The sequence below is a fragment of the Halobacillus sp. B29 genome (genome assembly GCF_052246755.1).
GTDB lineage: Bacteria > Bacillota > Bacilli > Bacillales > Halobacillaceae > Halobacillus > Halobacillus halophilus.
Window position 1 is genome coordinate 216,955 of sequence record NZ_JBQQCM010000008.1, and the last position, 12,921, is coordinate 229,875.

The 12,921-nt window shown below is 35.1% G+C and carries 14 protein-coding genes, 1 pseudogene and 1 riboswitch; of the genes and pseudogenes, 5 read left to right on the forward strand and 10 right to left on the reverse strand.

Features of this window, described 5'->3' with window-relative positions:
* Window positions 1–16: 16 nt before the first annotated feature.
* The 3 genes from ribE to ACTWP7_RS12360 all read right to left on the reverse strand — a co-directional run bounded on the left by ribE (window position 17) and on the right by ACTWP7_RS12360 (window position 3,441).
* Window positions 17–667, reverse strand: coding sequence for a riboflavin synthase (gene ribE / locus ACTWP7_RS12350; RefSeq protein WP_443123424.1), 651 nt, complete (start codon window positions 665–667; stop codon window positions 17–19).
* Window positions 648–1,763, reverse strand: coding sequence for a bifunctional diaminohydroxyphosphoribosylaminopyrimidine deaminase/5-amino-6-(5-phosphoribosylamino)uracil reductase RibD (ribD, locus tag ACTWP7_RS12355; protein ID WP_443123425.1), 1,116 nt, complete (start codon window positions 1,761–1,763; stop codon window positions 648–650). Before ribD ends, ribE begins: the two co-directional genes overlap by 20 nt.
* A gap of 132 nt (window positions 1,764–1,895) precedes the next feature.
* A riboswitch (FMN riboswitch) is annotated at window positions 1,896–2,045 on the reverse strand.
* A 547-nt stretch (window positions 2,046–2,592) separates the two neighbouring features.
* Window positions 2,593–3,441, reverse strand: coding sequence for a hypothetical protein (locus tag ACTWP7_RS12360; RefSeq protein ID WP_443123426.1), 849 nt, complete (start codon window positions 3,439–3,441; stop codon window positions 2,593–2,595).
* A 728-nt stretch (window positions 3,442–4,169) separates the two neighbouring features.
* Between ACTWP7_RS12360 and ACTWP7_RS12365 the strand changes: the two genes are divergently transcribed.
* Entirely contained in the window at window positions 4,170–4,388 is a 219-nt protein-coding gene (locus ACTWP7_RS12365) for a hypothetical protein (RefSeq protein WP_443123427.1), read from the forward strand.
* Window positions 4,389–4,445: 57 nt separating this feature from the next.
* Here ACTWP7_RS12365 and ACTWP7_RS12370 read toward each other — a convergent pair whose 3' ends face one another.
* Together ACTWP7_RS12370 and ACTWP7_RS12375 are read right to left on the reverse strand one after the other, a co-directional pair.
* Window positions 4,446–4,787, reverse strand: a complete 342-nt coding sequence (locus tag ACTWP7_RS12370; protein ID WP_443123428.1) for a YolD-like family protein — start codon at window positions 4,785–4,787, stop codon at window positions 4,446–4,448.
* Window positions 4,784–5,005: a hypothetical protein gene (locus ACTWP7_RS12375; protein WP_443123429.1), complete on the reverse strand. Its 222-nt coding sequence runs from the start codon at window positions 5,003–5,005 to the stop codon at window positions 4,784–4,786. Before ACTWP7_RS12375 ends, ACTWP7_RS12370 begins: the two co-directional genes overlap by 4 nt.
* A 134-nt stretch (window positions 5,006–5,139) precedes the next feature.
* On the opposite strand from ACTWP7_RS12375, the gene ACTWP7_RS12380 reads away from it, so the two are divergent.
* Both ACTWP7_RS12380 and ACTWP7_RS12385 read left to right on the forward strand, forming a co-directional pair.
* Complete coding sequence (locus ACTWP7_RS12380) at window positions 5,140–5,358, forward strand: hypothetical protein (protein ID WP_443123430.1); 219 nt, start codon at window positions 5,140–5,142, stop codon at window positions 5,356–5,358.
* A 40-nt stretch (window positions 5,359–5,398) separates the two neighbouring features.
* Entirely contained in the window at window positions 5,399–5,563 is a 165-nt protein-coding gene (locus tag ACTWP7_RS12385) for a hypothetical protein (RefSeq protein WP_443123431.1), read from the forward strand.
* A gap of 671 nt (window positions 5,564–6,234) precedes the next feature.
* On the opposite strand, the gene ACTWP7_RS12390 is transcribed toward ACTWP7_RS12385, so the two are convergent.
* From ACTWP7_RS12390 to ACTWP7_RS12400, 3 genes are all read right to left on the reverse strand, one after another.
* Window positions 6,235–8,112 (reverse strand): UvrD-helicase domain-containing protein, encoded by a 1,878-nt coding sequence (locus ACTWP7_RS12390; protein WP_443123432.1) that lies wholly within the window; start codon window positions 8,110–8,112, stop codon window positions 6,235–6,237.
* A complete protein-coding gene (locus tag ACTWP7_RS12395; protein WP_443123433.1) occupies window positions 8,113–10,173 on the reverse strand; it encodes an ATP-dependent nuclease in 2,061 nt (686 codons plus the stop codon).
* A 408-nt stretch (window positions 10,174–10,581) separates the two neighbouring features.
* Window positions 10,582–10,809, reverse strand: a complete 228-nt coding sequence (locus tag ACTWP7_RS12400) for a YolD-like family protein (RefSeq protein ID WP_443123434.1) — start codon at window positions 10,807–10,809, stop codon at window positions 10,582–10,584.
* A gap of 444 nt (window positions 10,810–11,253) precedes the next feature.
* Between ACTWP7_RS12400 and ACTWP7_RS12405 the strand changes: the two genes are divergently transcribed.
* Together ACTWP7_RS12405 and ACTWP7_RS12410 are read left to right on the forward strand one after the other, a co-directional pair.
* Window positions 11,254–11,400, forward strand: a complete 147-nt coding sequence (locus tag ACTWP7_RS12405; RefSeq protein ID WP_443123435.1) for an aspartyl-phosphate phosphatase Spo0E family protein — start codon at window positions 11,254–11,256, stop codon at window positions 11,398–11,400.
* Window positions 11,401–11,461: 61 nt separating this feature from the next.
* Window positions 11,462–11,689 (forward strand): hypothetical protein, encoded by a 228-nt coding sequence (locus tag ACTWP7_RS12410; RefSeq protein WP_443123436.1) that lies wholly within the window; start codon window positions 11,462–11,464, stop codon window positions 11,687–11,689.
* A gap of 313 nt (window positions 11,690–12,002) precedes the next feature.
* Here ACTWP7_RS12410 and ACTWP7_RS12415 read toward each other — a convergent pair whose 3' ends face one another.
* On the reverse strand, window positions 12,003–12,242 hold the full coding sequence (locus tag ACTWP7_RS12415) for a YolD-like family protein (protein WP_443123437.1): 240 nt from the start codon (window positions 12,240–12,242) through the stop codon (window positions 12,003–12,005).
* A 422-nt stretch (window positions 12,243–12,664) separates the two neighbouring features.
* A pseudogene (locus ACTWP7_RS12420) lies at window positions 12,665–12,921 on the reverse strand (IS110 family transposase); the annotation flags it as partial.

The window sequence follows — 12,921 nt, forward strand, 5'->3', positions numbered from 1 at the left end:
TATTTCACCTTCTTTTCTAGGCAAATCCGTTATCAGACAAAAACTGTTTGGTCATTGTCGATTTCGGCTGCGCTGAATGATCTCCCTTTAAAAAATGAGCAACATACTTACCAATCATGTCACATTCTATATTCACGCGATCTCCGGTTTCCTTTTGCCCCAGGACGGTATGTTCCATCGTATGAGGAATAAGGGAAATCGTCACGCGGCTGCCTTCGACCCCAAACACAGTTAGAGACGTACCATCTACTGCAATTGAACCTTTATAAACAAAATAATGAATAAGTTCTTCCGACATTTCAATTTCATAATAAACCGCATTTGATTCAGGTTTTTTTGAAACAATGGTCCCCGTCCCGTCAATATGACCAGATACAAGATGACCACCAAATCTGCCACCGGCAGCCATGGCCCGTTCAAGATTCACGGGGCTCCCCTGCTTTAATTCACTTAGATTTGTAGCTCTATAAGTCTCAGGCATAATATCAAATTCTACAGAACGGTCTGTATAGCTGGTTACAGTTAAACAGACGCCATTGATTGAAATGCTGTCTCCTAACTTCACATCGGATAGCACTTTCTCCGCAGATATACTAAGTTCCAGAGACTCGGTTTTACTTTTAATAGAATGTAAAGAGCCGATCTCTTCAATAATCCCTGTAAACATTGATTTCTCTCCTTCTTACAGACACAATTTTTATATCTTCTCCTATTTGTTCATTGGATACTACCTGATAATCAGGCACGTTTTTCAATTCGCTGATCCCCTTTCCTGCTACTGGAGAAGGTGCGTCTTTTCCTCCAATCAGTTTAGGGGCGATATAGGTGATGGTTTCTTCTACTTTTCCAGCTCGAACAAAAGCATCAGCAATGGTTCCTCCGCCCTCTACCAGTAAGGAAGTCACTTTTTGTTCTCCTAAATACTGCAGAGCCTGATGGATGTCTATCTGGTCTACATCCTGTTGAATAACTCTAATATGGTCTACATCCTGAAGTTTTTGGACCATATTCTTTGAGACATGCTTACCAGTAAAAATCCAAGTGGGAGCTTCCTGATTTTGAATAAGTTTAGAAGACAATGGAATCCTGAGCTTGGAATCGAAAACCACACGAATCGGATTATTTCCTTTTCCTTCTATTCTGGTGGTCAGGGTAGGATCATCTGACAAGACTGTCTGAATTCCCACAAGGATGGCATCCGATATATGACGATAGGTATGCCCGTCCTCTCGTGCTTCGTTTCCTGTAATCCACTGACTTTCACCTGTGCTTGTTGCAATTTTTCCGTCTAAACTCATGGCCGCTTTCAAGCGTACATAGGGTTCCCCTGTCTGGATAAAGTGAAAGAAATCCTTATTGAGCTGATCCGCCTCTTCCGTTAAAACATTGGTTTCAACTTCAATGCCCGCTTCCCTCATCATATTTATACCTTTTCCTGAAACCTCTGGGTTTGGGTCATGTGATGCTATAACCACCCTCTTAATACCGGCATCGATGATCGCTTTGGCACAAGGAGGGGTCTTACCGTAGTGGCTACAAGGCTCAAGCGTCACATAGATTTCTGCACCCTTCGCTTTTTCTCCGGCCATCTGGAGAGCATGAACCTCTGCATGAGCTTCTCCAGCCTTCACGTGTACGCCCAGTCCTACCAATTCATTATCTTTGATAACTACTGCTCCAACAGATGGATTGGGGCTTGTTTGACCTACCGTTTCGCCCGCCATCTGAATCGCTGTCTTCATATATTGTTCATCACGGCTCATGTTCCCGCCTCCTTACGATGAATAAAAAATAAACCCTGAAGAAGACATACTTCCCCAGGGTTTATTTTACTTTTGATTTGCATATGCCAAATAAACGGTACGAGTTTACTTCTCTGGTACCTTGACATGCTCCACATCCTTCTCCCATCCAGACTGTAACTGTCGGCTTTGGTCTCTCACCAAATCAGGAGGAAGAGTGCTTGACACTTCTTCCCCGTCGCGGGCTTAGAACGATTGTTCATCACCGCCGGCTGGGATTTTCACCCGACCCCGAAGGACTCTCTATTCTGTTGTATTACTATTAATATATATGAAATGCGCTAAACTCGCAATTCTTTAGGTTAAAATTGGACCGTTTTCAGTTTGAATAGGATTAATTTTGATCGTTGTTGACGAGTTTCGTCAACAATTCGTCAACAACGTTTTCAGAGATATTTCATTATTAGGATAGTGATAATCTAAAATTTCAATTTGAACTCCCTTTAATAAGGGTTAATTTAGCGATAATTGAATAATTTCACGAATAATTTCTCAAAATTTTCTAAGCCCCACGATTAATCGATGAGGCTTAGAAAATTTTCATTCAGTATTATGTACTTTTTAATAAAACTGAAGTTAACTGTTATCATTCTTCTTGCCAATCTCATCTTTAATTTGTTTTATATGAGTAGACATATCCGAGTTATCGATCCCAATCCTAACACCATAGTATACTACCCCAAATAAAATCACTATACCTAATAGATAAAGAATAAGAGTTAACACATTATCACTCTCCTTGCTCATAAGTAAGATAAGAACCAGTCTAATGACTGGCCCTTATTATAACTTAATTATATTTATTCACCCAACTGTCAAATGACCTATCCCCACTGGCACGATATCTAGCTTCAATTGTTGCTTGTTGATCTTGCCATTTAGCAGCTATATCAAGCACGAATCGTCCTTGAATAGTTCTTTTATAATCAAACATGTTATACTCATATTCATTAACAAGAACATTGGTACCATAAAAGTTCCATCCAACCATTTCTCCATTTCCATCTTCTCTTACATTCTTGGAATGGATTTTGATACCATCAGCTCTCCATGTGTTGGATTGCCAATATGACCAGAGAACATTCCCAAGAACATTTACCCCTTCAACATCATAATAGGCACTATAAGTTTCATTGGCTGCGGCTAGGCTAACCATTTTATCACTATTCTTTGATATAGACTTTTTTTCTTCAGTCTTCTTTTCTACTACTTTAGCTGGCATAACCATAGATTTATAAGCTGTCTTCTCTTCATCCGGTAAAGAACTCCAAATTAGCTTCAAAGCCTCATTTTTATTGTCAATTTCTGAATTTTCATCAACTACTTTATTAACTTTGGAAAGTACTGATTGCGAATTTGACTTTATGAATTTTTTCAGGACTTTAGCTTCATCTTCATTTAAGTTGTTATAAAACTCTAAAGCTTTACCTTTTTTCACCTTTTCCCCTGACATCATTTTCAATTCAGTTGTGGAAGGTTTTTTTGTTATATCCTCGTTATATCCTATATTATTCATTTCTTTAGCTAGGTGCTTACCTGAGATATTTTCCTCAGCATATGTAGTGTTAGGTGAGAACATTGAAACTCCTAATACTGTGGTTATTGTCAAGATAATAGCTAACCAATTACTTTTTTTCATTTTCCACTACTCCTTTTTCATACTTTTTGTAGATATAGGCAAATTTTTCTACATAAGCTATATTTTCGCTTACCTCCTTATCTAGCCTAAATGGAGATTATCATAGGATTTTTCTTCTTTTCAATATCATTGAGATTAGTTATATTTTAAAAATTATTAGTTTGAAAGGACTAAGATATAATAAAGGATGTAGTTAATAATTTTCATTACTTGACAAAAAAATACAATAAAACACTTGCAAACAAGAGTTTTTTAGACATTATTAATCGTTTTTCTTATTCTTACACTTGGGAAACCTCACCACGGAATATGTTGTTAAGAACATTTATTCAAATCAGCTTTCCCAACACACTATAAAGAAAATATCCTCTCATTAATAATGCATAGCTGCATTAATTCTCAAATTGAAATATTGTTTTAACTTAAGTAATTCCGTCGACCTTACTCCCTTTATCCACCGAATTTACTTAAGCAATAATAAGAACCAGATACGTTATGGTTCCTAATCTCTAAAGATGGCTTGAGAGTACATAGCAACTTTGATTACCTTTGGGACATGTCTCTGTTTTTGATATAAACAATCTTGAGTCTGTGTTAATTGCAACTCTTTCATAATTCGAATATTCGTTCTTGTAATATCATCAACAAAAAAATAATTAAACATTTTTTCTAAATTGATGACACCAAAATGGGTTTAGACAACGATAATAAAGTAAAGGAGTGATTTTATGAAGGAATTAAAACAACAAATCAGACAATGGGAATCGGAATTGAAGAAGCACAATTTGGATCCGGAGGTGCTGCAGGTTTTTAATAACATGAGCAAGTACCTTATCAACCAGAAGAAGTACATAAAGGAATTGGGAGATATGGTGGAGAATTCTCAGCAAGCCTATGAAGATTTGAGACGAGAGTTATTTATGGAAGGTTATGACCTAAAGCATTAGACATAAACAAAGCCCCACCAACATGGTGAGGCTATTGTTTTATAAAGAAACATTGCGCTAAATAAATTCGACACTAAATATATCTTCAAAAGGCAACGACGTATTCATTTTTTCTTCTATATCTAAACATCGTATCTTTCTTCTTTCTGGATCTAACCCAATAACTTTCACCTTCGTACTACTGTAATCAAAGCCATTGTGATGTATAATCTCTACCGGGAGATCATCGCTCTTGGCTCGTTGCAAAGCAAATTCGATTTCTTCCAGCTGCTGTTCATCTAGAGTCGCTTTATCCACGCGCTCATCTTCTTTCCAAAGCTTCTGAAGCACCTCAACGTGCTCCGGTAACATTAAAGATGTCCACTTTATGGTTCCGCGATCATTAGGTCCGTTTCTCATCGGGCTGCCTCCTTTTTACGCTTAGGAGGGAATACGGAAAGAATATTATCACGTTTGAAAGTGCGCACCTTCCTTCGAGCTAAACAAAAAGCCAGGATAGTTTCTTCTCTTACCTCCAAAACTCGGACCATTCTCTGCGACATGTCGCCTTCTGAAGAAATATAAACCATCTCAAGCCTTTGTTTACTTATAACACCTCTTTCCATGAGTCCATTCATGTTATTACCTCCTGTATATAATACGAACATTTGTTCTTATTATACCATTAGAGAAAAATAAATAAACATTTTTTCTAAAATGGTGACACCAAAATTGTGTGAAGTCACGATAATAAAGTAAAGGAGTGATTTTAATGAAGAATTTAAAGCAAAGTATTAATCAATGGGAAGCAGAATTGAAAAAGTACAACTTGGAACCTGAGGCGCTACAGGTTTTCAATGCTATGAGTGAGAATCTCCTTAGCCAGAGGAAGCACATAAGTGAACTGGGAGATATGCTAGAAAACTCTCAACAGGCTTATGTAGAATTAAGGAAAGAGTTAGTTGCGGAAGGTTATAATCTGCGGTATTAAAGATTTCATTAGAAGATAACGAGGTGATAATATGGAGCCTATGGTCAAGCAACTTTTAGCATGGTCCGAAGAATTAAAGCAGCATAGTGTAGAACCTGGAGTAGATGAAGTCATTACTTCTATGGTTGAATATATCTATACTCAGCAGAAAAAAATCATTCATCTTGAAGAGAAACTAAGTATGGAAAATGGTATAAAACATTAGTATGAGCCCCACCTTTGGCGGAAGGTGAGGCTCTATCCTTGCCTTGAAAAATAAGAAAAATAAGCAAGGATTTAATTATTATACCATCTAATTTATTCTTTCTGAAACATTGATCCATATCATAGTGCTCTTCAAAGTGTATTTATTCGGATGCATATTGCCACAGAAAGGCAAACTCATGACATCAAAGAGCTATCACCTTTATAGCTTTAATTTACTCTCACAAAGATTATTTTCAAAATGATATCGCTAATTATTTGAACTCATGAGAAGGTTTGAGAGCTGCCAAACCTTACATCATGCCGCCCATAAGTTCACTAAGATAAATAATGAAAAATAATGTCCAAATCAGATGTTATTATGAGTTAAGTTAGGGATATCTCCCTTACCACGAATAAAAGGATATAATCAAAAGTGAGAAAAAGTATGCCAAAGAGTATGTCACTTTAGGGGTAAAATACCTGATTACGATTATGTCTCTTGATTCGCTCTCTCAAAAACTCAAGTTTCTTCTTTTGAGCTATTTTGAAGCTTGTTTTTAACATTACTATTAAAATGATACGAACAAAATGCAGTAAATGTCATAAGGTATGTCATTATCCGATTGGACCATTAAACCAAGATCAAATAAACTAGAAACTATCCCCCCTAGCTCTAGTTAAATCAGATAATTAATTAAAGGCAATGGTCTTAACAATACCTGAAGACTCTAGAACCTGATAAAGCTCATTTATATTAGTTCGGTTTTGATGTCTGTCTCTAATATCAGCTGTTGAGAAATACAGTCTATTCTTTGCTCTTGATAAAGCTACAAAAAATGTACAGATATCTTCTGACCTTTGATCTCTGTAACTCCAGAATGCCTCATCTTCTAAACCTACAAAAATAACTGTATCATATTCTAACCCTTTACTTTTGTGAACTGTCATTATGGGAACTGAATTGTTACCTTCTAAGTTCTCGATTGCTTCTATCCAATTTTTCACATGCGCAAACTCATCCCATAAGTATTCTGAAAAACTTGTAATTATTGAGTTTAAAAAATCACCTTGTGAATATTTACTATAGGAGGCCTTAATATGATTTACACCATAAAAGTCAATAATAGATTTGGCTAAATCCTGAAGCTTACTCTCTTCACTACAAAGTGACAGCTTAGATTTTACTTGCTTCAAGAAAAAGTTTACTTCCGTTAGAAGTTCGGTTAATTTGCCAAAGTCCTCACTTTGATCTTCTAAGCCTTTGGACTGGGTTGCAAAATCCACAATATCATTCCAAGATTCTATATTTTGTTTGTGGAGAGCTGCTTTTAGAGTATTAATCATTAATATTACAATTTCCTCTTTTAAAAGGTCTTGATATCTCCCTTCATCCCTGCCCCTGATTCCTACGTTATAAAGGGAGCTAATAATCTCTGCACCATAAATGCTAGGTCTCTGCTTTACCAAGATACATATATCTCTTTCTTTAATACCCTCGCTATTAATTAAGTTATATACCTTATCAGCAATAGTATCCGCTTCCTTATTATTATCGGGAAAATACCAAATCTCCGACTCACCATCATCTAAATTCCATCTATTAGATGGTGATACCTTTAAGTTATTTTCGTTTAATAAATCGTATACTTTCTTTTGAACTTCAACCAGTCTAGGCGCAGACCTATGATTCATTTCTAGTCGTTTTTCTTTAGCAGAGAAATCTGCTTTGTAAACATCAAATACATCTTTCTTAGCTCTTGCCCAGACCATAATTCTCTGTTTATTGTCTCCTACTGCTGTAATAGTAGTATCAGATTTATAGAAACAAGTCTTTAAAAGATCGTACTGTAAATCTGTTGTATCTTGAAATTCATCTAAAAAAACATGACTATATGTTTGCAATAATGCTTTTTTTATTAAAGGGTTCTTACGAACTAAATATTCAGCTAGCCTAGCAATCATTTGAAAGTTAAGGCTGGGCTCCAAACTTCCTTTTCCTCTTAGTAAATAACTCCAAGCAGCGATAATCTTTGTGTGAGTACTTTTACCAACATCAAGTGGTAACTTATTCTTGATTAGCACATCGTTCAATTTTTTATTATATTGGCTATCTGTAAGTCCCTTTTTTTTCACAGCACCTGTTAAGTCGAACGCTGCTCTTATGTCATTTTGCTTTTTATTCTGAATAGCTATTTTATAGTTTTTATCAGGTCTATAATTTTCGGGAACTCCTAAAGAAAAACTATCTAAAAGGCCTTTAGCAAAAGAGTCAAATGTCTTTGATACAAAGCTTTTAGAAGCTTCTGCACCGAACCTCTTCTCTACCCTTTCGGATAAGTTCTTTGCGGCGTCTCTTTTAAAACTAATTGCTAATATTTTTTTAGGTGTCCTTAATGTACTATTCTCATGAAATAAATAACCGACTTTTTGAGCAAGCAGTTCAGTTTTTCCTGCACCTGGCCCAGCTAACACTAAAAGTGATCTATTAGATGTAATCGACTCAATCGCATTTTTTTCCAAATTCAAGCCATTAGTAGGTTCCCATTCTTGTACTGTCTTGTTAATCATTCAACTTTCACCACTTTTATGATCAGTATGAATTAATTTTAAAGATCTACCAAATAAACGCTTTAGTACTTCTGGTAAATAATCAAAAAACTCCTCTTCATCTATCTCTGTCATTGCCAATATATGGGTGCTGGGTTTTCCTCGACCTAAGAAAAAATATGAATACCAGATCATTAATTCTTGTTGGGAAGGAGAATAAGTATCTCCATTTCCTCCTTCATTCTTTAATGTCTTCCTTACATCATGACTTATCCGCTCTTTATATAGGGAGGATTTTTTTAATTGCTGGTTAAGACTTGAAATCTTCCCTAGATCTTTTATATGAGGACCTTCATTTGCTTCTATAATTTTTAAATAACTCTCTTTATACTTCTCTAACATTAAAAAGTCTATATCCAATGGATTTGAGAAAAACACATTGTACTCTTCTAGTTTAATTAACCACTTTTCAAGTAATGATAAGTTTGATTTACTAATAGTTCTTTTATGTAATTTCTCTAAGTCTGCAGCTGAAATTTCTTCATCATTAATAGATAACAAGTCGCTCTTAGAGTACCCAATCTCTATTAATTGTTTTAAAATATACTTGATTCTACCCCAATCTCCACCGTTCCTTTCTCTATCTAAATCTAAAAGAGTAATAAATGGTATATTTAGTTGAGTTAATAGTTTCCAAAAATGATTTACATGCTTGCCGCCCAAAGGAACCACTGAGATCCCTGCAAAGTCTGCACCATGATTAGTGTGCTCAAATATTTTCGGTATAATAATTTCTTCACTGTCACCCTCACCCAAGATTACCAATGAAGAAAAATATAGTTCTGGATATGCTTTTATAGCTTCTTTAATATATTTATAGGCCTCACTTGTATTTTCTGGGAGTAATATTTTATTTATTTCAGACTGATGGTTTATATTGGACATCCTTATATGCCTAATATTTTCAGGATCCAACCTTTTTATTAGGGAAGGACTATGTGATGTAATTATTGTTTGGGAATTCTCTCTTTTAGAAAGTCTGTCTAGATTTCCCATTACTTTACCTAAAAGATGTGGACTAATATGATTTTCTGGTTCCTCAACAAGTATGATAGTTAGGGCAGGAGGTTTGATATTTAAAATTCTCTCATTTTCTTTTTGTTTATCTAAGTTTTCTTTAATTGCAACGTTCTCAATTTGTAAAAGACTATCTACCATTGAAAGGTAAAATAAAGACTTCAGACCATCCCCTAAATCGTTTACTTCAAAGGATTTTTCAGTATCGGTCGGTGAAAATTGGACTTGGATCTTTTTCAGTATGCTATCCATGCTAGTATTATTAAACTTAATTTGTGCAGTGTTGTATTTTTCTTGATTATGGTAGAGCTTCCATTGTGATTCTATTGATTCCTGTATTAATGAAATTCCCTGTTGTTCACTTAGGGCTTGGTCTACTCCTCGAATTTTTGTCTGGATAAATTCTCTATCTTTATCTTTCCAGTTTACCCCTTTCAGGGTTCTCCAAAGGATAGTACCAGAGGCATTTCTTAACTGAGATGATGGCTCTCTTACAGCAGGAACGTATAAGACATTGATATGAGACCTATCATAATTTCTCATTTTCCTTTTATGTTCCTCTTCAAGCGGTTCTCCTTCTGGAACAGTTAAATAATAAAAGTTATAGTCTACGACACCATCAGGAGTAGTTCCTTGCTTCCAAGAAGCTTCTAGTAAAATTCTTAGGTAGGGTTGTCCTCCGGGTGAAGGAACAACAAACTTTTCAAAAAATACAGGTACCGCATAACTCTCAGAATCAGTTTCTAATTCAGGGAAAGTGAAGATAGCCTCCAGTTTAAAATAATTTTCCTCAATATCTTCAGGTCTTTGATCTTTACATAAATGAAAGTCTTCTCTTTTGATTTCATTATTATTATCGCCGAACATTTTTAAAACAGCATTCATAAATGCTGTTTTTCCACTACTGTTACTACCAATAATTCCTGTCATATCATCTGGTTCGAATATTGTATCTCCTGGTCCAAAACATCGAAAGTTATTTAACTTTAGCTTCTTTAATCTCATAATATACCCCCAAGTACTATGTAACCTTTATGTACTATATTACATAATATAGAATAAATTGGAAATATAATTTCAGTGGAAAGATTTCTTTAATAAACGACCATAATAAAAGCCTCCATTAATAATGGGTATCTTAATGAAGGCTTTTAGAAGTTTTAGCCTTTTATAGAAAAACTCAGTCAAATCGCTTTGGTAAAATTGCAAACCTATGACATACCAAGGGTTTAGGCATTACCACATCAATGCCGGTCATTCACTGTATAAAATAAATAATGGAATATAGGACATAGAAACCTTTATACAATCGGTCTTCCAACTTTACGTTACGCGCCCTCCACTCTGTCAAGGTAGGCAACTGAATAGGATCGTTTATGAAAGTGTAGTAATGAAGCCATTTCTACCAAGTATTCATACGACTAAGTTCGGTTTAAGTGTGATTAATTTAGAGGTGTTTTGAAGAATTTGGGCAACAACTCGGCAACAATAAATGGATTTACCTAACAACTTAAAAGGCTGTTGGGGTACGTATAATATTAAACAATAATATTCTAGTTGCTGCTCATCAAGCATAGCTATCTTTACACGATCACCTTCCTTCCACAGATTCTTTATCATTTCTACATGCTCTGTGAGCATTATCGATATCCATTTAATTGTACCTTGATCCCTATTCCTAATAACTATTTGCTACTCACTCCATACTTCCTTTACTCCTCTGAGGAAATAACGATAAAACCCTTCTTATTATCGTTTCCATGAGTAAGAATCTTATCAATCTGAAAAAGTACATAAAAGAACGAGGCCAATGAAAAACCTCTCTAATTTTATACTGGAGAAAATGGACTCCCAAATTTTATATGAAAAATTATATAAAAGGAGCGAATGCGCATCGCTTTTTTTATGTGTAAAACACCAATTAAACTTACATAATATTAAATGGAGCTAGTTGGAATGTTTCTTCAATTGCTTATTGTCTATCAGCAGCTAGATCCACTCCTCAATAAAGTCATTTAACAAAAATGATAAGCAATAAATTTTAAGGGTGTTAAATATTCATAAAACTCCTAAGCAGCTGACACATTGGTTGGTAAATCGCAGCTGGAACGCCAAATAGAAGCATTACGTTTGAAAATGTATCAAGCTTTTCAGGAAGGTAAGAGTTATAAGGAAATAGTAGATATTTCTAAAGAACTTGATAAGCTTTTAAACAGATTTGATAAAATGTAATAATTTTATTTTTTTCTTTTTTATGGTACATTTGGTTTATAAAAACCAAAGGAGCATATAAATGGAAAGTAATAAATCCCCATATGACAAATTTTCAGATAAAGAGCTTGTAGGATATTACTTGTTTATACTTACCAATATCTATTCTGGTAAACTTTCAAATGCAATGTTCCATGAGACTAATTATTTAGAAAACCTCGCGGCTAAACGTGGTTTATATTTCACCTATAAAGAAAATATTGTTTTATCCCCCCAAAAGCAACCCATTCTCATAACAGTCAGTAAATAAAATTTGAATTACTAACTTAGTTAATTTTTAAACCTTGCTTATTGCATTCTTTTCTCCAATCACTCATTAGTTTCATGTACTTTACAACGTTTTCAATCATTCCTTGCAATCCCCCTCATCCGCCTTATGGCAAAGTGAACTCTAAACTTGCGTTCTTGCACACAGCTTTAAAATACAGATGTAAATGCAGTTAAGAAAAATCGAGCGCAAAAACCACAAAGCACAGGGTGCAACAAACATTCTGTATATTTGTCTTATTTTTTTTACTAGGCAATTTTTAGACATTAAGCAAAGAGCCCTCTAATTAAGGGCTCTAAACAAAATCCACACTAAATATGTCCTCAAACTTCAACGAGGTATTTATCTTCTCTTCTATGTCCAAGCATCGTATTTTTCGGGCCCCTGGATCCAGTCCTAGAACTTTCACTTTTGTGCTACTGTAATCAAATCCATTGTGATGTTTAATCACTACCGGGAGATCGTCGCTCTTGGCTCGTTGAAAAGCAAACTCGAGTTCTTCCAGCTGCTGCTCATCAAGAATAGCTTTCTCCATTCGATCATAAACCCCATTCTAGAAAGGGTTTTAAGATATATAAAATGAGCCACACGATGAATAATTACCCTGCGCCGAAGATGGAACCGATTTAATATGATATATTTTTTTTACAAATCGAATGATTTGGAACCTTTTAGTATTTAATCGGGACATTTCTGGTTTAATTCAAATACATGGCTTTATATTAGACCAGCATTTCTTCAGTTTAAATTGATGTAGTGCCTCATATGGCTCGTCTGCGGTTACCTTTTTAATCACATTTACTATTCTTTGATTAAGCATAATAATTAAGCTAAAACACTGCAACATTTAGGTTTTAGTATTCTCACTTTTAGTGACTATTTTCCATTGTGTGACCATTTGTGTGACCACGTGATCAATTTTCTAATAAAAAGGCTACCCTGAAAATAACTACCGCTTTAAGGTCCAGGGATGGAATCTAAAAGAGCGATATTTTCTTCAAAAGGGGCCATGCGGGTGTCAATTTCTTGAGAAAGATCTTCGATCTGTTTTTCCAAGAATTCAATATGGTCTAATTGTGTTTTAAGAATCTTACGCTGGTGCGGGCCTACTAGGCCTTTCAAAGAACGTTCTAAGAGAGGGATCTTCTTACGGAGGTTTCCTTTTGAATGTTGAGCCAGTACTTTCGCATTGGTATTTCCACTAATTAGATCGC